This is a genomic window from Achromobacter sp. UMC46, from assembly GCF_014170335.1.
In the GTDB taxonomy this organism is placed as follows: Bacteria; Pseudomonadota; Gammaproteobacteria; order Burkholderiales; family Burkholderiaceae_B; genus Achromobacter.
Window position 1 is genome coordinate 135,660 of the sequence record NZ_LZZS01000014.1, and the last position, 18,716, is coordinate 154,375.

The following is an 18,716-nucleotide window of genomic DNA, read 5'->3' on the forward strand; positions in this document are numbered from 1 at the left end:
CGCCTCCGATGTCTAGTCGTCTTCACCATATTGGGTGGCCAGCGTTTCGGCCGCCACGCCGCCTTCGTTCAGCGTGCGCACCAGCGCGTCGGTGTCGCCATGCGTGGCGATGACGCGGCGCGCGCCGGTGTCGTGGATGGTGCGCAGCAAATCCGGCCAATCCGCGTGGTCCGACACGACAAAGCCACGATCCATGTTGCGGCGCCGCCGGTTGCCCCGCAACCGCATCCAGCCCGATGCGAAGCCGTGCTGGGCCTTGCGGAAACGCCGCAGCCACGTACTGCCGGCGGCCGACGGCGGCGCGATGATCAGCTCTCCCGCAAAGCCGGCCCTTGATGCCGGCGAGTCGCCGTCGGCGTCGATCACCAGCCGTGTCTCGGCCATATCGATGCCCGCTTGCCGGTATACGTCCACGCCGGCCGCGATGGCGCCATGCACGTAGACTGGCCGGTCGATGAACGGCTTGAGTTCGGCCAGGACGCGCTGCGCCTTGCCCAACGCATAGCAATAAAGAATGGCCGCCTCGCCGCGCGCCGCGCAGTGGTCGCGCCATTGCGCGATGTCCCGCGCGACGTCCGCCGTGCCGGGCCAACGATAGATCGGCAGCCCGAACGTGGCTTCGGTGATGAAGGTGTCGCAAGGAACGACTTCAAACGGGCTGCACGTGGGGTCTGGCTGCCGCTTGTAGTCGCCGGACACGACCCAGGTCTGGCCGTCGGCCTCGATGCGCACTTGCGCGGAGCCCAGCACATGGCCGGCCGGATGCAGCGATACGCGGGCATTGCCCAGGACGAACGCTTGGCCGTACCCATGCACGCGATAGTCTTGATCGCCCAATCGCCATTGCAGGATCGGCAGGCCTTCGGCGCTGGTGTGATAGCAGCCCATTCCCACCCGGGCGTGATCGCCGTGGCCGTGGGTCAGCACGGCGGTGGCCACCGGCCGCCACGGGTCGATGTAGAACTGGCCTGCCGGGCAGTACAGGCCTTCGGGACGCAATTGCACGACATCGCGCATGGGGCTCTCCGGGCACAGCGCTTGCTGACGGGGCGGTCAGGTCCCGCAGGCTGTTACGCCGCGGGTTGGAAACGATTCACGATACTCCAAAAGGAAATATGCGAACCCCTCACATCCTGACGCTTGTCGTGCTTGTCGTCGTGCTGTCGGTGGCCCTGTCCGTCGTGCCCTGGTAGCGCCAGGTTTCCCGGAAACCCTGGGCCACCAGCTCCGCCAAGAAAGGCTCCACCAGACCGCCCGCGGCGTTATCGAATTCCAGGCGAACGCCCACGCGCGTGTCGCCCGGCGCTTGCGTCAGTTGAACCGCGCCATGAATATCGGGCAGGAACAGGCGGGTGCCCCACGCCGCATCGATCCGATGGGCGGGCAGCCAACGCCGCAAGATGCGTTCCGCAAGGTCGGAAATCGAAAACGATCCGGAGGTGAACAGTTCAACGATGCCGCGATCGATTTGCGAATCGAAATAGCGGCGTTCATCTTCCCGGGCAGGCAGCCCCCAGTCCAACGGGTCATTCAGGCTTCGCGGCATCCAGAGGACCTCGTCGCCATGCCGAGGCAAAACGAATAGCTGCCGGCGAACGACGCTGTAAAGGATCTTGTCGCCGTCGACCGTGCCGGCAAACGGAACGCCTTGCGCCGCGTCCTGCATCGAGAGCGAACTGTCCCCGCCCCAAAAGTCGTCGAAGTGCTCCCGGACAAAAGCGCGTTCGGATTCGCATTCGGCCTGAATCTGCGCCGGCATCATCACCATCAGCCGGCCGCAGTAGGTCCCTCGGCCCAACCTCGTGACGAATTGCCGATAGCCGGCGGGCAGATCCGCGCCCAGCCAACGGGAAAGCGCGTCGACCTCGTCGGAACGGGCCAGCACTTGCTTGGGGGTGATCAGGTAGACGTCGTCGAAGGTCGTTGACATGTGCCGTGCTCGAGTCAGGGGAATGCGCCAACTTTACCTGCATGCGGCATGCGTGAGCCATGCATGAGCTATCCATGCGGCGATCAGATTTCGATCGGTTCGGCCAGGCAAAGAAAAAACGCCTTAGTCGCTAGGCGGCTAAGGCGTTTTTGAATTCTGGTGGGCTGTGAGTGGCTCGAACACTCGACCTACGGATTAAGAGTCCGCTGCTCTACCAACTGAGCTAACAGCCCTGCAATCCACTCATTTCCGATTCACTTTCAGCTGCGCTTCACTGTTGCCAGTGCGTTGCCGCTGCCTGCGTTTCGTTATGTGTGTAGTGCGAAGAAGCAAGATTATATGTAGGTTTTTTGGTTTGTGCAAGTCACGTGCGAAAAAACTTTTCAGACCCGCGGCATCAGGCCGCGAAGCCGCCATCCACGGCCAGGCTCGCGCCCGTGATGTAGCGTCCTTCGGGGCCCGCCAGGAACGCCACCATTCCGGCGATGTCGCGCGTTTCGCCATAGTGCGGCAAGGACAGCACGGCCACCAGTTCGCCCGCGCGTTCGCCGTCCGCCGGATTCATGTCCGTGTTGATCGGGCCGGGATGCACCACATTGACGGTGATGCCGCGCGTGCCCAGGTCGCGCGCCAGGCCTTGGGTCAGCCCGACCAGCGCGGCCTTGCTGGCAGCGTACAAAGCCACGCCGGCGCGGCCCGCACGGACGGCCAGGCAGCTGCCGATATTGATGATGCGGCCGCCGTCCGGCATCGACGCCTGCGCGGTGCGGATCGCGACGAAAGGCGCACGGACGTTGATGGCCATCGTCCGCTCGTACTCGTCCAGGCTGGTGTCGCCGATCACCCCAGCGACAAAGATGCCAGCGTTATTGACGAGCACATCCACCGGACCCAGTTCCTTGATGGCCGCTTCCACCGCCTGGCGAACTGCCAGCGCGTCTTCAGAGTCGGCCTGGATCGCATGCGCGCGGCGCCCGTCCACGGTCAATTCCTTGGCCAGCGCCTGCGCGGCGCCGGCTGACGACGCGCTGACATAGGTGAACGCCACATCGGCGCCGTCGGCCGCCAACCGCCGCACGATGGCCGCACCGATGCCCCGGCTGCCGCCCGTCACGAATGCCACTTTTCCAGTCAGGTTACCCATCGCTCGTCCTTAATTTGTAGTGATCAGCACAAATATCATCGCTGCACCACGATCCGCCCGTCAATCATTTTTTTATCGATCAACACAAAATATCTGTCGCAGGTAAAATCGCGGCATGGCAGAACGTGGGCGCCCCCGGAACTTCGACCGGGCCCAGGCCTTGCAAAAGGCCATGGAAGTCTTCTGGTCGAAGGGATATGAAGGAGCATCGCTGACCGATCTGACGGAAGCGATGGGCATCAACTCGCCCAGCCTATACGGCGCATTCGGCTCAAAAGAAGGACTATTTCGCGAAGCCGTCGAGCTCTACCGCGAAACGGAAGGCGGTTCGTCGCGGCGCGCGCTGCAAGACGCGCCCACCGCGCGCGGCGGCATCCAGTCCATGCTGATGTCCGCGGCCGAACGCTTCACCGCCCCTGGCCAGCCTCCCGGCTGCATGATCGTGCTGGGCGCGCCGTCCGGCAGCGTCAACCACGCCAGCGTCGGCGGGTTCCTGTGCGATAACCGCCGCGACATGCAAGGCCGAATTTTGGCCCGACTGAACGCGGGCGTCGCGCAGGGCGAATTGCCGGCCAGCGCCGATACGAAGAGCCTTGCGGCCTTCTACACGACCGTCCTGCACGGCATGTCCATCCAGGCGCGCGACGGCGCCAGCCGCAAGACGCTGCAAGGCGTGGCGCGCCAGGCCATGTGCGCCTGGGATGCCCTGACCGGAGGCCTGCCGCTTTCCGGCCTTCCGCCGGGCAGCGCTCGCAACTGACGGATACGGCCATGATCCGCTTCGACCTTCGGCGCCTCATCCTGTGGATCAGCCTGCTGTCGGTCATTCTGGTGGTTGCCGGCGGCCTGCACGCCAGCTATCTGGTGCAACGCGACCTGCTGCTGCACAACGCGCTGGAGGTCAACCGCGTCTACGCCTCGAAGCTGGCGTCCACCACCGACACCTTTCTGAACGACGTGCGGCGGTATCTGGCCTACAGCGCCGACGTGCTGGCCGACATGGAGACCCGCCCCGCGCTGATGGCCGACGAAACGCGGCGCCAGCAAGAGCAGTTGGGGCACTTCAATTCCAGCATCATCGTATCGCCGGACGGCAAGGTGATCGCCGTATCGTCCGCCTACCCGGAACTGCTGGGCCAGCAGTTGACCAGCGACGCCTCCAAAACCGCCCTCCGCACCAAGCAACCGATCATCAGCGAACCCTACCAGACCAGCACCGGCCGCTGGCTGATCTTGTATTCGTATCCCATCTTCTCGCGCGATTACCGGTATCTGGGGTACATCGCCGGCACGCTGTACCTGCATGAGGACAATGCGCTGGACCGCCTGCTGGGCCAGCATTTCTATCGCGACGACTCCTTCCTGTATGTGATGGACCGCAACGGCACGCTGATCTATCACCCCGACCGCAGCCTGCTTGGCCACAAGGCGCCCGACGACGAGGTCTTCGCGGCCGCCCTGCGCGGCGAGACCGGAGAGCGGCGCTTCACCGACAGCCAGGGTCGCGACATGCTGGCGGGCTATGCGCCGGTGCCCAGCACCGGCTGGAGCATCATCGCGCAGCGGCCGGTGGCCAGCACGCTGCAACCGCTAAGCGACCTGGTCATGGCCACTGCGGAAAACGCCCTGCCCCTGCTGCTGCTGTCGGTGGTGTCGATCTGGCTGCTGTCGCGCTGGATCGCGCGGCCGCTGGGCGAATTGGCGGGCATCGCCCGGCACATGCAGGATCCGGACTCGGCCTCGCGCATCCGCAACGTCCGCTCCTGGTATTTCGAAGCCGCGCAGCTGAAACGCGCGCTGCTCATGGGATTGGCGTCGATCCATCACAAGATCCGTGACCTGCGCCGCGAAACCACGACCGACACCCTGACGGGCCTGCTCAACCGGCGCGGCCTGGATGAAGCGCTGGCGATGCTGCAGGCCGACGAGTCCCCGGTGGCGCTGATGGTCATCGACATCGACCACTTCAAGCGCATCAACGACCGCTACGGCCACACCGCCGGCGACCGCGCGTTGCAGGCCCTGGCCACGTTGATGAGTGAGGGCTCGCGCAGCGGCGACACGCTGGCGCGTTCCGGCGGGGAAGAATTCGTCATCCTGATGCCGGGCGCGTCGCTCGCGGCTGCCGTATCCGCCGCCGAGCGCCTGCGCCAGCGGTTGGCCGCGCAGCCCGCCCCCGGCGCCATCGACTCGCCAATCACGGTCTCGGCGGGCGTGGCGCGCTACCCCGACCACGGCGCCACGCTGGATGCCGTCTTCCAACGCGCCGACCAGGCGCTCTACTACGCGAAAAACCAGGGCCGCAACGCCGTGTGCGTCGCCGACGACGATGTGCGCGACGGCTCGCGCCGCGTCTCGCCTGGCTGACGAGGCGATTTTCCGCCCCTCTTCCCTCACTTCCCCTTGGGCGCGGCTGGCGCCGGCGCTTTGGGCGGCTTGCGCATCTGCTCCAGCAACGGGGCGCAGGCGTTCTCATCGGTCGTGCTGGGTGCGATCAGCGCCAGCAAACCGGCCGCCGGCGTCAACAGCACGCCCAATGCCACCATGCCCGCGCCGCGCGCCGCCAGCGGCAGCACATGCACGCCCACGTCCGGCGAGCCGAAGGTGCCGCGCACATACAGCGGCGACCGCAACGAGAAGATGCGGAATCCCTTGCTGTCCGGGGTAATGTCCATATCCATCGTTTCGTTCTTGAAATCGGCGGTGCCGGTAATGCTGATCAGCGCGTTCTCGGTATCGAACACGAACACCCGCGGCGTCATCACGCCGTTCTTCATTCCCAGATCGGCCGCCCCGCAATTGATCTTCACCTCGTCGTCGCCGAACAGTTTGGACATCACGTAGTTGCCCACGTTCAGCCCCGCTATCTCCATCAGGCTGCGGCTGATGACGCCGTCGTTGACCAGCATCTTCACATCGCCCGTGGCCGAGCCCAGCAAGGCGGCCACCGAGTTGCCGGTGCCGCTGATCGCCAGATCGCCGTTCAGTTCGCCCAGCGTCTTCTGCATGGCCTCGGTCGCCGGGAACAATTGCTTCAACCGCATGCGGCGCGCGTGCAGGTCGACGCGCCCGGTCAGCGCTTCATTGGCGCCGTCCAGCTTGATGGTGCCGTTGATGTTGCCGCCGGCCATGCCGAACCGGAACGGGTCGAGCGTCAGCTTGCCGTCTTGCAGCACCACGTGCACGGACAGGTCCGACAACGGCAGCTTGCTGTCGTGCACGATGCGCCCCGCATCCAGGGCGACGTCGGCGTCCATATCGCGCCAACGGTCGGTGCGGAAGGCCTGCGTGGGCAACACCTTGCCGCCCTTGGGCTTGGCGGGCGCGTCCTTGGCGCGGTCGGCGGGCGCCGCCGGCGTGCCGCCAGCGGGCACGCCGATCAGCGGCCCCAGGTCGACCATGCGCAACTGCCTGGACGACAGCTTGCCGGTGAGTTTCGGCCGCGGCGCGCCCAATGCGAAGCTGATGTCGCCATGCAGGTCGCTGCCGCCCACCTTGCCGTTGAAATCCTTGTAGTCGAACACCGCGCCGCCGGGGTTCTTCAACTTGGCGACCAGATGCCCGTCGGTGGAATAAGGCGGCGTATCCGGCAAGGTCACGCCCGTCAGCGGATACAGCTGCGCCATCGAAGCACCCGACAGTTTCAGCCGCAGGTCGAGTGCGCCCAGGTTGACCGGATCCGTCAAGGTCCCGGTCACCGACGCCTTGGTGCCTCCGATGGCGACATCGGCCTGCACCGGGAACGGCTGCCTGGCATCCTGCAAAGCCAGCATCCCGCCGACTTTGCCTTCGCCCTTGGTGGCCAGCCCCTTGAACTTGCCGTCCACCTTCCAGCCGAACACGTAATCGCGGGGCGCGGGCGCCGCGCCATCTTCCGGCACGAATGCGGCGCCGGCCACATCCGCGAACGGCACCGGTTTGCCCAGCGGGTCCACCAGCACCGTCAGGTCGGCCTTGAGGATTTCGTCGACCAGCCCGACGCGGCCCTTGTCGAAGCCGATTTCATTGATGTCCAGCACCCAGGGCGAGGGTTCGCCGGTATCGGGCATGGTGAAAACCCAATTGGCGCGGCCATCGGCCACCCGTTCCAGGTCGGCGGCGGGTTCAGTCAGCTGGATGCGGCGGATGACGACCCGCTGGTTCAAGAGCGGCAGCAGCGCCAGGCTGAACTCCCCGCGCTTGAGCGTGGCGAAATAAGGGGCCTTCGCCCAGGGCGCATTGCCGACCGAGATGTCGTTGGCGATGACGTGCGGCCATGGCACCCAGGCACGCCATCCGCCCTCATCGGGCTCGCGCTCCCATTTGACGCTCAGGTCGCCGTTGATGGCGAAGGGACGCCCGATGGCGGCGCTGGCGCGCTCGTTGATCATGGGTTTGGCGCGGTTCCAGTCGAAAGTGGCGATCACCACTCCCAGCACCAGCACGACGAGGGCCAGACCCCCTACAATCCCGATCGCTATTTTTCTTGTGCGCGTCATGGTTATTATCCTTGGCGTTGTGGCCAGCCTACAGCCGCCGGCCCTCTGTTATCTGCAAGGGTATCGCGGCCTACTGCAAGGGTTAAGCCAACCGGCCCCATAATGTGTGCGGATCTTTCCGCCCGCGAAGCGCCCGGCAGCCTGCGCCGCGCGGCGACCCATCGCCGCCTGCGGGTTTGCGCAGCACGCCGTGTTCCCGGCCAGGCACCGGGAAGTTACAAAAAGAAATGGCTATGGCCGCCGGAAAAGTGACCGGATTGCGGTAACTCACTGAATTTTCAACGCGCCCCCTGCTCCAATGCGCGGACGATCGATTCCACCCCACCGGGTCGGATAGCAGAACAACCTGGAGGCCCGATGCGGCATTCAACCTTGATTTTCGTGGTCGCGGCATTTGCGCTGCTGACGCTGAGCCGCCTGGCGCTGGCCGCCTGGCAATGGCAGCGCGTGCGCAATGCCGGCGGCCTCTTCCCGCTGCTGCTGGGCGGCTTGCGCATCGACGCGCATCAGATCGCCGTCTTGGCCGCGTTGCCGGCCGTGCTGTCGCCGCTGCTCGGGCACTTCCCCATCGCCGCGACGATCACGGGCTACTGGTATCTGGCGGCATTCATCCTGCTGGCCTTCCTGGAGGCGGCCTCGCCCCCTTTCATCCTGGAATACGACACGCGGCCCAACCGGCTGTTCGTGGAATATCTGAAGCACCCGCGCGAAGTCTCGGGCATGCTCTGGCGCGGATACAAGCTTGCGCTGCTGGGCGGCCTGGGCGGCGTAGCGGTGATCGGCTGGCTCGCGTACGGCTTGTTCGGCTACACCCTGCCCGACGCGCAACTGACCTGGTGGCAGATGCCGCTTGCCAGCGTGGCCATCCTGGCCATCGTCATCCTGGCGATCCGCGGCACGCTGGGCCACCGCCCCATCAACCCGTCCTCGGTCGCCTACAGCTCCGACGGCATGCTCAACACGCTGGCCTTGAACTCGCTCTACAACGTGTTCTACGCGATCTACAGCATGAAGAACGAGAAGTCGGCCTCGGACGTGTACGGCGGCATGGACGACGCCAAGATGCACGATCTGGTGCTGGCGCAATCCGGGCTGCCCAATCCCCCCGCCAACCCCGACTACCCCAGCCTGCACCGCCAGCCCGCCACGCGCAAGACGCCGCGTCCGCTCAACCTGGTGATCATCCTGGAAGAAAGCCTGGGCGCGCAGTACAGCGCGGGACTGGGCGGCGCCGACCTGACGCCGGAGCTGGACGCGCTGGCGCGAGAATCGTGGACCTTTACACGCGCCTACGCGACCGGCACGCGCTCGGTGCGCGGGCTGGAAGCGGTGGTTACCGGATTCCTGCCCACCCCGGCGCAAGCGGTGCTGAAGCTGCCCCGTTCACAACGCGGCTTTTTCTCGCTGGCCGACCTGCTGGGCCGTCACGGCTACCACTCGCGCTTCATCTATGGCGGCGAATCGCACTTTGACAACATGAAGGGCTTTTTCCTGGGCAACGGCTTCAAGCAGATCGTTGACCGCGCCGACTTCGTGGACCCCGCCTTCGTGGGCACCTGGGGCGCGTCGGACGAAGACATGTTCAACCAGCTTGACCGGCTGCTGCGCGAAGACGGCGACCAGCCGACCTTCACGCTGGCCTTCAGCGTGTCGAACCATTCGCCCTGGGAGTACCCCGCCGGCCGCATTCAGACGGAAGGCAACCCGGCCACCGTGGAAAACACCGTGCGCTATGCGGACTGGGCCCTGGGCCGCTTCTTCGAACGCGCCAAGGCCTCTCCGTATTGGGAGAACACCGTCTTCCTGGTGGCCGCCGATCACGATTCCCGTGTGTTCGGCGCCAGCCTGGTGCCGGTGCGTCACTTCCACATTCCGGCCGTGATCCTGGGCGCGGGCATCGAAGCGCGCCGCGACGACCGCCTGATCAGCCAGATCGACCTGCCGCCGACCCTGCTGTCGCTGATCGGCGTGGATACCGAACACCCGATGATCGGCCACGACCTGACGCGCAGCACGCCGGGCCGCGCCATCATGCAGTACGACAGCACCTACGGCTATCTGAAAGAAAACGATCTGCTGGTGCTGGCGCCCAACAAGACGCCCGTGCAGTACCGCTACACCGCGCCGGAAGACTACGCGCCCGTGGCGTTGAACCCGGAACTTGCGACCGAGGCGCTGGCGCACGCACTATGGCCCAGCTGGGCCTACCGCGAAGGCCGCTACAGCCTGCCGGGCCTAGTGCCCGAACAGGCCGCCGCACCCGCCGCTACGCCGGCCGCCGGCCCGCCGGCCGCGTGAAGTCCTTGCGCGCTTTTTGGCTAAGCGCGTGGCAATGGCACCCGGGGCTGTGATCGTTCACCATGCCCACCGACTGCATGAACGCGTAGACGGTGGTGGGCCCCACGAACTTCCAGCCCAGCTTCTTCAGCGCCTTGGACAAGGCGATAGATTGCTCGGACGTTGATGCGCCCAAGGTGGAGGGCGCGCCCGCCGGGGCTTCGAAGCGCCAGAAGAACGCCGCCAGCGAGCCTTCTTTTTCAATCATTTCCAGGGCGCGGGCCGCGTTGTTGATCACGGCTTCGATCTTGCCGCGATGCCGGACGATGCCGGCGTCGGCCAGCAAGGCCAGCACCTGCTTTTCGCCGAACCGCGCCATTTTGGCCGGGTCGAAATCCGCGAAACCGTGGCGGAAGGCCTGCCGCTTGTTCAGGATGGTGCGCCAGCTGAGGCCGGACTGAAAACCTTCCAGGCAAAGCTGTTCGAACAAGGCGCGGTCGTCGCCTTGCGGGCGGCCCCATTCGTTGTCGTGATAGGCCATGTATTCGGCGGAGGTATCCACCCAGCCGCAACGGGCCAGGCCGTCGGGGAATTCGGTTTTCGCGTTCAAGGCATTGCTCCAGGCGGCAGTCAGGCCACCGATGCTACCCCAGCAACGTCCCCGAAAAAAGTCGTAGCGGCCGCAGTCCGAATCCCGCTACTATTTGCGCCCCTGATCCCCCGCCGGCCGGGGCCTGGACAGGCCTTTTCGACTCTTTTCCCCATGTCCCTGCTAGAGACCGCTGTCCTGACGTTCGTGTCACCCGCCGTGCTGGCCGGCGACAGCCCGGACGCCAACCCCTGCCTTGATTGCGGAGCCTGTTGCTCGCACTTCAGGGTGTCGTTCTATTGCGGCGAACTGGCAGGCGAAAACGGCGGCCAGGTTCCGGTGGAACTCGTCACCCAGATGAGTCCGCTGCGCGCCTGCATGAAAGGCACCGAGTTGGGCGGCGGCCGCTGCATCTCGCTGCGCGGCGAACTCGGCCAGCCCGGCATCCACTGCGCCATCTACGAAAACCGCCCCACGCCCTGCCGGGAATTCGACATCTGGATGCCCGACGGCTCGCCCAACCCCGATTGCCAGCGCCTGCGGATAGGGCTTGGCTTGCCGCCGGTGCCGGCGCGCCCGGATGCGGAAAACGATCCGCAAGGCCCGCTGCTTCCGGACCAGCCCGCCGCGGCCTGATCCGCCACGACCGCCGTCGCAGCAGCCGCCGCAGGACGCTTGCGCGCCCGCACCAGCTCGGGATCCTTGCCCAGAAACGTCAACACGCCGCGCATGACGCGGTCGCGTTCGCGGTCGACGCAGATCATGTGATAGCTGTCTTGCAGCATCACCACCGTCGCCCCGGGGATGCGCGAGCCCAGGAAACGCGCCGACCGCGGGCTGGTCAGTTCATCTTCCTCGGCGTGCATGATCAACGTCGGGCACTCCAGTTGCCCAAGCCCTTGCTGGACCATGCCGCGCAGGCGGTCCACCTGCCGCACGCAAGCCAGCGGCACCCACTGGTAGTGGAACCCGTCGCCCCGCGCGAAGCCCGCTTTGATGAAGGCGCGCACCAGTTCGCTTTTCACGCCATAAGGGTCCTCTTCCTGCACCCGGATCCGGCGCGGCACGCCCGGCACGTGGTACAGCAGGTACCGCAGGCCGCGATACCAGGGGGTGCTCCAGCCGTCCAGGAACACGGGCGCCGACAGCGCCACCAGCGCGCCGCGCGTGTGCGATTCGCGCTTGCACAGTTCCACGGCCAGCAGCGCCCCCAGGCACATGCCGATCACATGCACGACCTCGTATTGCCCGCACAGCTCGCGATAGCGCCGCGTCACCACCTCCATCCAGTCTACCACCCGCACGTCCAGCAGGTCTTCCGGCTGTCCGGCGTGGCCGGGCAAGGTCACGCCATGCGTCTCCACGCCGGCGCGCGCCAGCACCTTGTGCAGCGCGCCCATATCGAATTCCGTACCGCCCAACCCATGGATAAGCAACGCGCCGGTGCGCCGTGGCCTCAAAAGGTCATTCATTTCTCACCCCAGGAACATCGCGGGTGGACGAACGAACCTTTGACCACCCCGTGCCGCCATACTAGGGAGAGGGCGCAGATGAAGATCCGCAAAAATGTCGGAGAAACGTGAAGATGCGTAAAGGCGTAGAGGCGGATCGGCCGCGGCCGCCGCGCGCGGGCTAGCGGTCCGCCAGGTAGCGGGTCGGCGTCATGCCGAAGGCGCTGCGGAAGCTGCCGATGAACGCGCTGGTGCTTTCATAGCCCACCGACAACGCGGCTTCGGTGACCGACCCGCCGCGGCTCAGCATTTCCAGCGCGCGCAGCAAGCGGGCCTGCTGCCGCCATTGCCCCAGCGTCACCCCGGTTTCCTGCCGGAACCGGCGCATCAGCGTCCGCGACGACATGTTCAGCCGCTGCGCCCATTCGTCGATCCCGGCGGTATCGTCCGGCGTGTCCAGCAACGTATGGGCCAGGTCCTGCAGGCGCGCGTCGACGGGCATCGGCAACAGTTGGGGCGCATGTTCGCGGTGCTTGAGTTCTTGCAGCAGCACCTCGAACAGTTGCTCCAGGTAGGCGTCCGACACCTCGCCGTCCCGGCTGCTGGTAAAGCGGTCGACCAGGGCCTCGATCAGCTTGGACGACGGCCACGAACGGCAGTGCGCCGGCAACCGGTCGCACACGTCGCGCCGCACATACAGGAAGGAACCGCGCGCATCGCCGAACCAGCGCGCGCCATGCGGCGTGCCCGGCGGGATCCAGCCCAGACTGCCCGGCATCACCGTCCAGACATCGGCCCCAGCCTGCACCACCACCAGCCCTTCGTGCACCAGCACCAGCATGCCCTCGTCATGAACATGCGAGGGCACCGCGATACCTTTGGATTCCCGGCGCCCTTGCACGCTGAACGGCGTCAGCAGCACGTCGGGGCGCGGGGTGGCGATAGCCACATGAAGCATGGTTGGCAGGTTTGAGCTACAGGTTGACGGGTTCCCGTTAGCGGGTTCAGTTGAAAATGTACATCATTCTCATCAGTCGGGCATCAGCCCCCCGAATGGAGAACTCACATGGACACCACGCGGCTGCGCGACGCCGGCATCAAAGCCACCTTCCCTCGCCTGAAGATCCTGGACATCTTCTATCAACGCGCCAACCAGCACATGAGCGCGGCGGACGTCTACCGCAGCCTCATCTCGGACCGCAGCAGCATCGGCCTGGCGACGGTTTATCGCGTGATTACGCAACTTGAGGACGCCGGGCTACTCAAACGTACTCAGCTCGACGCGCACACCACCGTGTTCGAGCTCAACGACAAGGGGCACCACGATCACCTGGTCTGCACGCATTGCGGGCAGATCCTGGAGTCCAGCGATCCCGCCATGGCGCAATTGGTCAGGAAGATCGCCAAGCGCACCGGCTTCGCGTTGGATTCCTACAGCCTGGTGCTCTACGGCGGCTGCGGCTGCAAGCCCGGCGCGCCCGCTCATCCCCACGGAGAATTCGAATGAACCGCGATCAGTTTTTCTTCCATGACCTGTCCCATTTCCCCATCGTCACCGCCAAGCACGGCGGCGCGCCCAAGGGGTATTCGAGCAGCTGGATCCGTGAAATGGAACTACTGGTGGACAACCCGCAGACCTTCGTCATGGTCGTGCCCGACATGCGCCAAGAGGCCGGCCATGAAGACCGCAAGGCCATGATCGAATGGCAGACCACCAACCTGCCCCGACTGAAGGCGCGTTGCCGGGCCTTCATCGCCATCGAGCGCGACACGGATGCGCTGGACAAGATCCGCAAGCAGGGCGAAAAAATGGCCCGCGCGTTCGGCATGCCCTTCCTGGCGGTGGCCACCTCCGGCGAAGCGATGCAATGCGCGCGCGAACTGCTGGGCCACAGTGGACCTGGTGGCTTCGTCGTGGATTAAGCCGCCAGGCCCGGCGCCCGTCCGCTTCGGACATTGCGCCGGGCCCGCCACGTATTCGAACGCGCCTTCGGGCGCGTTCTGCGTTTCCGGCCCCGGCCCGCATTGCCGTAGGAAGGGGCGCGCTGCGATTGCCGAAATTAGAATGCAATATTGATAAATTTGCGATTGTGGCAAAAGGTGGAGCTGGAATAAATTCCACCCCTGGCACATCCGCCCGTCCCGCCATGTCGGGGCTGGCGTCCTGGCGCGCCGGACTCTCCGGATGACGCTTGTCGGCCTATCCATGGCGCAACCCGCCATCGCTTCCCTGGTCCGTACCTGTTGGCCTGCGCGTTCACAAGACGCCGTGGCGGACGGCTATTCCACTGCCATCCGCCTTTCGCGCGCTATTTTTGCGGCTGCCAACCGCCTGGACTCGACATTGAGATTTACGGCATCCACATCAATGAAGCGATTCCAATTCGATAGCACCGCGCTTCGTTATTTCCTGACCGTCGTCGACACCGGGTCCGTCAATGGGGCGGCCGCGCGCCTGAACGTCGTCAGTTCCGCCGTCAGCCGCCAGATCGCCGGCCTTGAGCAGCGGCTGCAAAACCAGCTGTTCGAACGCCACCCCAAGGGCATGCGCGTCACGGAAGTGGGCCGCATCCTGGCGGATCATGCGCGCCGGGTCGAAGCGGACGCCGCGCGCACCTATGCCGAGATCGGCGGGCAGAACGGCCGATTCACGCAGACGGTGAAGATTGCCGGCGCGCATGGCTTCGCAGCCCAGGCGCTGCCGCGCAAATTCGCCGCGTTCCAGGCCGAGTACCCGTCCGTGCGCTTCAACCTGACCGTCCTGGATGCGGGGCTGGTCACGGAACGCGTGCGTTCGGCGCAGGCGGACATCGGCGTCACCTACAGCCACGCGGCCGAAAAGGACATTGCCGTGGTTTTCGCGCGCCCGGCCGAAATCGTCGCGGTGATGCGTCCGGGCCATCCCTTGGCCGGCAGCGGCGCGCAGCGCTTGACGCCGCTGCGCTTGACACAGCTGTCCGCCTATCCGCTGGCGTTGCCGGAAGGCGGCAGCGCCTTGCGCCGTGTGTTGGACATGGCCTCCAGCCTGTACAACACCACCCTGTCGCCTGCCTTCACCTCCAATCACCCTGAAGCGGTCTACAACTATCTGCTGACCGGCGATGCCGTGACCTTGTGTGCGCGCCTGTCGGCCGCCGAGCACCTGGACGCGGGCCGGCTCGTCTGCCGTCCCGTGGACGACGCGCTGCTCAACGGCGGACAGATTCAGGTCCAGACACATGTTTCCCGGCCACTGCCGGACGCCGCCCAACGCTTTCTGCGCTTCATCCGCAGCAACTCCCCCTCCCTGTTCTGACCGCCCTCGGCCTCCCGCGCGCACCGGGCTTCGCCTTGAAGCCCGGACAGCCACGCGTTGCTGAAACCAGAATGCCCCAGTGAAAAATGATCAATTGTTAAAAATGTAATTCAAACTTACATTTGGCGCGGGTTTACCACTAGATCACGGCTGCCGGCCCTGCTGGCCGCCTTATGCAGGAGCCTTCTCGCATGCTTAAGAACCTGAAAATCCGAACCGGACTGCTCGCGGTCCTGGCCCTGTTCGTGCTGGCGCTGGCTGGCGCCACCGGCATGGGCTGGGTGTTCGCCCGCGCCGCCGACGAGGCCGTCGACGACCTGAACCGCGTCGCCACCGAACAGACCCGCCCGCTCTACGAAACCCAGGTCCTGCTGCTGCGCACCCGCATCACGCTGGTCGCCGCCTACCTGGACGTGCAGGCCGGCCGCAGCGCGCAGGCCCAAGCCAGCGTGGACCAGGGCGCCAAGTTCCTGGCCGATGCGCGCCAACGCTACGCCACCTTCCAGCGCGTGCCGAAGGTCACCGAGGCCGCCCGGAAACTGACGTCCGACCTGGACGGCATCTTCAACGCCTATGTGCGCAGCATCGGTGCGCTGGGCGAGGCCCTGCAGAAACAATCCGCGGAAAACTATGTCATCGCCTTGGCCGACGCCCGCGCCGCCGACGCCCGCTTCGAAGAGCGGGTCGTCGCCTTCCTGGCCCACACCGAACGGCGCGCCGCCCAGATCAACGACGCGTCCGACCAACGCTACAACCTGGCCGAACTGGCCACGATCATCATGCTGGCCCTGGCGGTCGTCCTGGCCGCCGGGTGCTGGCGCTTCATCAGCCGCCAGGTGCTGTCGCCCTTGAAGGATGCCGCCTTGCATTTCGACCGCATCGCGTCGGGCGACCTGACGCAACGCGTGGCCATCGGGGCGCAGAACGAGATCGGCGTGCTGTTCGCCGCGCTCAAACGCATGCAGGACAGCCTGACCCGCACCGTCGCCGAAGTGCGCCGCAGCGTGAACGAAATCAACACCGGCGCGGCCGAGATCTCGTCCGGCAACACCAATTTGTCGTCGCGCACGGAAGAACAGGCCGCCTCGCTGGAAGAAACCGCGGCCAGCATGGAAGAACTGGCCACGGCCGTGAAGCAGAACACCGAACACGCCCACCAGGCCAACGCGCTGGCGGCCGAAAGCCGGGGCGTGGCGCTGCGCGGCGGCCAGGCGGTCGATCAGGTCGTGGCGACCATGACGCGCATCTCGGACAGCTCGCGCCGCATCGCCGAGATCGTATCGGTCATCGACGGCATCGCGTTCCAGACCAACATCCTGGCGCTGAACGCGGCGGTGGAAGCCGCCCGCGCGGGCGAACAAGGCAAGGGGTTTGCCGTCGTGGCGGGCGAAGTCCGCTCGTTGGCGCAGCGCAGTGCGCAGGCCGCCCGCGAAGTCAAGGACCTGATCGAACAATCCACCAGCAACGTGGACAGCGGCGCGGCCCAGGTGCGCCAGGCAGGCGAAACCATGCAGGAAATCGTGACGTCGGTGCAGCGCGTGACGCAGATCATGGCCGAGATCACCGAGGCGTCCACCGAACAGTCCATCGGCATCGACCAGATCAACCGCGCCGTCACGCAGATGGACGACGTGACCCAGCAGAACGCCGCGCTGGTGGAACAAGCCGCCGCCGCCGCATCCTCGCTGGAGGACCAGGCCAAACGCCTGGCCGCCACCGCGGCCTTCTTCAAGGTGCCGGCCGAAACCGTCATCGACATGACGGCCGAGGCGGCCCCGGTCGCCCTGCGCCCCGCCTACGCGGCATAGCCCCCGCCGGCCAGGCGCTCATGCGTTTGGCCGACACCTGAAGGACTAGGGCTTTCCGCCGGCTTAAGAGTTGGCCCGCATGGCCGTTGTCTATGGCAAGGCGCCTTTCCCCGAGGCACCCTCCCGCCAACCCGACGATGAGCCGCCCGCCGCATGAACCGTGCACTCGCCTGTACCTTTTGCCAATCGACGCTGACCCAAGGCGCGCCGCTGCTTGAAAAGAACGGCGCCGCCATCTGCAAGCCCTGCGTGGACCAGTTTGCCGAATTGTTCGCGGAACGCGCCTGGCTCATGGCGGCCACACTGCAGGAACAGCTGGATGTGCTGCTGGAAGAAAGCCGGCGCGCGCTGGCGCAAAGTGAATCCCTGTCCGAACGCGCCCGCAGTTGCGGGCTGAGCCTGCATGAACTGTCGGGCACGGCCACGCGCACGTTGTCTTAGGGGCCGTCCGGCACGTCACCACTCGGAAATTCCCTACAAGCCTTGCCGTAACGCCCTGCATCCCGGAAGCAAAGATCCGCATATTCTGTTGCTTTTGGGGCGGAGCCATTGATGTTCAAGCGTTTATATATATACCGGGTCGCCTTTTTTATTTTCCTGCTGTCGCTGTCAAGCCTTTCATATGCGGTGGTAATAACCTCTACAAAAAGCCAGTACGAACCCGGGGGAATCAGATTTTATTTCACCGTGACTAGCTGGAAAGATGGCGGAGGCAATTTCTGCGACGACATGTCCGCGATATCTTGCACGCTTCAAATATACGGGGTGCAATCCCCCGGCGACAATTCGTACATGACCCCTGCGGAAGGCTATTGGGAAATTAAGCCGCAGCAAACAATGGAATGGGTTTTTGCAGAAATGCAAAAAATCGGATTTTCCATTCCGCACAGAGGATCTGTACTCGTTCGAAAAGGCGCACCGCTATCGGACACTTTCTGCATATCATTCGCCACCGGCTATCGGTGGGCCGGCATCGGTGGCGCGGTAACTCCCAGTGGCCCGTGCGCGAAGGTAACTATGCCGGCATTGCAATGCGACATTACGGGAAATACCACCATCAAACATCGCGAGATCTTCAGCGATGCGATTGACGGCAATGAAGCGGAAACCCAGCTGCAATTAACGTGCACGGGAGCAACCAGCGTCACCGCGACCACAGGCGCCGACGATGCGCTAGGCGTCAAGCTGCGGGCAGGCGAAGGCTTGTATTCCAAACTGACGATTGACGGAAAAAAGACCTCAAGCGGCGTGTTGATCAAGGTCGACAATGGTTTACCTACCCGCATTTCCTTGAAATCGACGCTGGTCACCAAGGGCATCGTCAAGCCGGGTGAATTCTCGGGATCTACCGTACTGACGATCTCCCCGCCCTGACCCGGCAATGCCCCAAGCTTGATGCCCGCCCCGAATGAAAAACGCCGCTAGCAATAGCGGCGTTTTTCATTTCTGGCGCCCTATTCCACGAATCTATAAACATTATTGAATGTATCAATTCGCGCCATTTATATAACTTGGATGGTATCCATCAGCGTGGTAAAAAAATACTGGATGGTATCCATTTCAATGCCTTACGACGCTTGGATGGTATCCCGCTATTAATTCTTGGTATTGCAAAAAAACTGGTTTACATTGCGTCCTTTTTTTTCGACGGCTGATTACGTTCATGCAAATTGGCTTGTTACTTAGCCATACTTTTGAAGCAAATCAGCAATGTTTCGACATCGAATTATTAATCGAAATATAA

Annotated in this window: 16 protein-coding genes, 1 tRNA gene and 1 pseudogene; 10 read left to right on the forward strand and 8 right to left on the reverse strand. The window is 64.7% G+C overall.

Going from position 1 to position 18,716, the window contains the following annotated elements; translation table 11 throughout:
• Window positions 1-12: 12 nt before the first annotated feature.
• The 4 genes from A9973_RS13925 to A9973_RS13940 form a co-directional block, all read right to left on the reverse strand.
• The gene (locus tag A9973_RS13925) at window positions 13-1,017 is read right to left on the reverse strand and encodes a ligase-associated DNA damage response exonuclease (protein ID WP_183014350.1); all 1,005 of its coding nucleotides are present in this window, start codon (window positions 1,015-1,017) and stop codon (window positions 13-15) included.
• A gap of 109 nt (window positions 1,018-1,126) precedes the next feature.
• On the reverse strand, window positions 1,127-1,930 hold the full coding sequence (locus tag A9973_RS13930) for a hypothetical protein (RefSeq protein ID WP_183014351.1): 804 nt from the start codon (window positions 1,928-1,930) through the stop codon (window positions 1,127-1,129).
• Window positions 1,931-2,087: 157 nt separating this feature from the next.
• A tRNA-Lys gene (locus tag A9973_RS13935) sits at window positions 2,088-2,163 on the reverse strand.
• Between the two features lie 164 nt (window positions 2,164-2,327).
• Window positions 2,328-3,074, reverse strand: a complete 747-nt coding sequence (locus A9973_RS13940; RefSeq protein WP_183014352.1) for an SDR family oxidoreductase — start codon at window positions 3,072-3,074, stop codon at window positions 2,328-2,330.
• A 115-nt stretch (window positions 3,075-3,189) separates the two neighbouring features.
• Between A9973_RS13940 and A9973_RS13945 the strand changes: the two genes are divergently transcribed.
• Both A9973_RS13945 and A9973_RS13950 read left to right on the forward strand, forming a co-directional pair.
• Window positions 3,190-3,834 carry a TetR/AcrR family transcriptional regulator gene (locus A9973_RS13945; protein ID WP_183014353.1) on the forward strand — a complete coding sequence of 215 codons (645 nt, stop codon included), beginning with the start codon at window positions 3,190-3,192 and terminating at the stop codon, window positions 3,832-3,834.
• Between the two features lie 11 nt (window positions 3,835-3,845).
• The gene (locus A9973_RS13950; protein WP_183014354.1) at window positions 3,846-5,441 is read left to right on the forward strand and encodes a diguanylate cyclase; all 1,596 of its coding nucleotides are present in this window, start codon (window positions 3,846-3,848) and stop codon (window positions 5,439-5,441) included.
• 26 nt (window positions 5,442-5,467) lie between these two features.
• Here A9973_RS13950 and A9973_RS13955 read toward each other — a convergent pair whose 3' ends face one another.
• Complete coding sequence (locus A9973_RS13955) at window positions 5,468-7,552, reverse strand: AsmA family protein (protein ID WP_183014355.1); 2,085 nt, start codon at window positions 7,550-7,552, stop codon at window positions 5,468-5,470.
• Between the two features lie 357 nt (window positions 7,553-7,909).
• Here A9973_RS13955 and A9973_RS13960 point away from each other — a divergent pair, with 357 nt between their 5' ends.
• The gene (locus tag A9973_RS13960) at window positions 7,910-9,850 is read left to right on the forward strand and encodes an LTA synthase family protein (protein WP_183014356.1); all 1,941 of its coding nucleotides are present in this window, start codon (window positions 7,910-7,912) and stop codon (window positions 9,848-9,850) included.
• On the opposite strand, the gene A9973_RS13965 is transcribed toward A9973_RS13960, so the two are convergent.
• Entirely contained in the window at window positions 9,819-10,439 is a 621-nt protein-coding gene (locus A9973_RS13965) for a DNA-3-methyladenine glycosylase I (RefSeq protein WP_183014357.1), read from the reverse strand. The two genes, A9973_RS13960 and A9973_RS13965, sit on opposite strands and share 32 nt — an antisense overlap.
• A 153-nt stretch (window positions 10,440-10,592) precedes the next feature.
• On the opposite strand from A9973_RS13965, the gene A9973_RS13970 reads away from it, so the two are divergent.
• Window positions 10,593-11,054, forward strand: coding sequence for a YkgJ family cysteine cluster protein (locus A9973_RS13970; RefSeq protein ID WP_183014358.1), 462 nt, complete (start codon window positions 10,593-10,595; stop codon window positions 11,052-11,054).
• 59 nt (window positions 11,055-11,113) lie between these two features.
• Here the strand turns inward: A9973_RS13970 and A9973_RS13975 are convergent.
• A pseudogene (locus A9973_RS13975) lies at window positions 11,114-11,890 on the reverse strand (alpha/beta hydrolase); the annotation flags it as partial.
• Window positions 11,891-12,050: 160 nt separating this feature from the next.
• Window positions 12,051-12,827 (reverse strand): AraC family transcriptional regulator, encoded by a 777-nt coding sequence (locus A9973_RS13980; RefSeq protein ID WP_183014359.1) that lies wholly within the window; start codon window positions 12,825-12,827, stop codon window positions 12,051-12,053.
• Window positions 12,828-12,935: 108 nt separating this feature from the next.
• Here A9973_RS13980 and A9973_RS13985 point away from each other — a divergent pair, with 108 nt between their 5' ends.
• The 6 genes from A9973_RS13985 to A9973_RS14010 all read left to right on the forward strand — a co-directional run bounded on the left by A9973_RS13985 (window position 12,936) and on the right by A9973_RS14010 (window position 18,346).
• Window positions 12,936-13,376 (forward strand): transcriptional repressor, encoded by a 441-nt coding sequence (locus tag A9973_RS13985; protein WP_183014360.1) that lies wholly within the window; start codon window positions 12,936-12,938, stop codon window positions 13,374-13,376.
• Window positions 13,373-13,792 carry a hypothetical protein gene (locus A9973_RS13990; protein ID WP_183014361.1) on the forward strand — a complete coding sequence of 140 codons (420 nt, stop codon included), beginning with the start codon at window positions 13,373-13,375 and terminating at the stop codon, window positions 13,790-13,792. Before A9973_RS13985 ends, A9973_RS13990 begins: the two co-directional genes overlap by 4 nt.
• Before the next feature lie 445 nt (window positions 13,793-14,237).
• Complete coding sequence (locus A9973_RS13995) at window positions 14,238-15,164, forward strand: LysR family transcriptional regulator (RefSeq protein ID WP_183014362.1); 927 nt, start codon at window positions 14,238-14,240, stop codon at window positions 15,162-15,164.
• Window positions 15,165-15,355: 191 nt separating this feature from the next.
• Window positions 15,356-16,972, forward strand: a complete 1,617-nt coding sequence (locus tag A9973_RS14000) for a methyl-accepting chemotaxis protein (RefSeq protein ID WP_183014363.1) — start codon at window positions 15,356-15,358, stop codon at window positions 16,970-16,972.
• 153 nt (window positions 16,973-17,125) lie between these two features.
• On the forward strand, window positions 17,126-17,413 hold the full coding sequence (locus A9973_RS14005) for a ClpX C4-type zinc finger protein (protein ID WP_183014364.1): 288 nt from the start codon (window positions 17,126-17,128) through the stop codon (window positions 17,411-17,413).
• 111 nt (window positions 17,414-17,524) lie between these two features.
• Entirely contained in the window at window positions 17,525-18,346 is an 822-nt protein-coding gene (locus A9973_RS14010; RefSeq protein ID WP_183014365.1) for a hypothetical protein, read from the forward strand.
• Window positions 18,347-18,716 lie beyond the last annotated feature (370 nt).

Bases quoted from the DNA above. Each gene is read 5' to 3' on its own strand.
- A9973_RS13925 (WP_183014350.1), bottom strand. From the start codon at position 1,017: ATGCGCGATGTCGTGCAATTGCGTCCCGAAGGCCTGTACTGCCCGGCA.
- A9973_RS13930 (WP_183014351.1), bottom strand. From the start codon at position 1,930: ATGTCAACGACCTTCGACGACGTCTACCTGATCACCCCCAAGCAAGTG.
- A9973_RS13940 (WP_183014352.1), bottom strand. From the start codon at position 3,074: ATGGGTAACCTGACTGGAAAAGTGGCATTCGTGACGGGCGGCAGCCGG.
- A9973_RS13945 (WP_183014353.1), top strand. From the start codon at position 3,190: ATGGCAGAACGTGGGCGCCCCCGGAACTTCGACCGGGCCCAGGCCTTG.
- A9973_RS13950 (WP_183014354.1), top strand. From the start codon at position 3,846: ATGATCCGCTTCGACCTTCGGCGCCTCATCCTGTGGATCAGCCTGCTG.
- A9973_RS13955 (WP_183014355.1), bottom strand. From the start codon at position 7,552: ATGACGCGCACAAGAAAAATAGCGATCGGGATTGTAGGGGGTCTGGCC.
- A9973_RS13960 (WP_183014356.1), top strand. From the start codon at position 7,910: ATGCGGCATTCAACCTTGATTTTCGTGGTCGCGGCATTTGCGCTGCTG.
- A9973_RS13970 (WP_183014358.1), top strand. From the start codon at position 10,593: ATGTCCCTGCTAGAGACCGCTGTCCTGACGTTCGTGTCACCCGCCGTG.
- A9973_RS13980 (WP_183014359.1), bottom strand. From the start codon at position 12,827: ATGCTTCATGTGGCTATCGCCACCCCGCGCCCCGACGTGCTGCTGACG.
- A9973_RS13985 (WP_183014360.1), top strand. From the start codon at position 12,936: ATGGACACCACGCGGCTGCGCGACGCCGGCATCAAAGCCACCTTCCCT.
- A9973_RS13990 (WP_183014361.1), top strand. From the start codon at position 13,373: ATGAACCGCGATCAGTTTTTCTTCCATGACCTGTCCCATTTCCCCATC.
- A9973_RS13995 (WP_183014362.1), top strand. From the start codon at position 14,238: ATGAAGCGATTCCAATTCGATAGCACCGCGCTTCGTTATTTCCTGACC.
- A9973_RS14000 (WP_183014363.1), top strand. From the start codon at position 15,356: ATGCTTAAGAACCTGAAAATCCGAACCGGACTGCTCGCGGTCCTGGCC.
- A9973_RS14005 (WP_183014364.1), top strand. From the start codon at position 17,126: ATGAACCGTGCACTCGCCTGTACCTTTTGCCAATCGACGCTGACCCAA.
- A9973_RS14010 (WP_183014365.1), top strand. From the start codon at position 17,525: ATGTTCAAGCGTTTATATATATACCGGGTCGCCTTTTTTATTTTCCTG.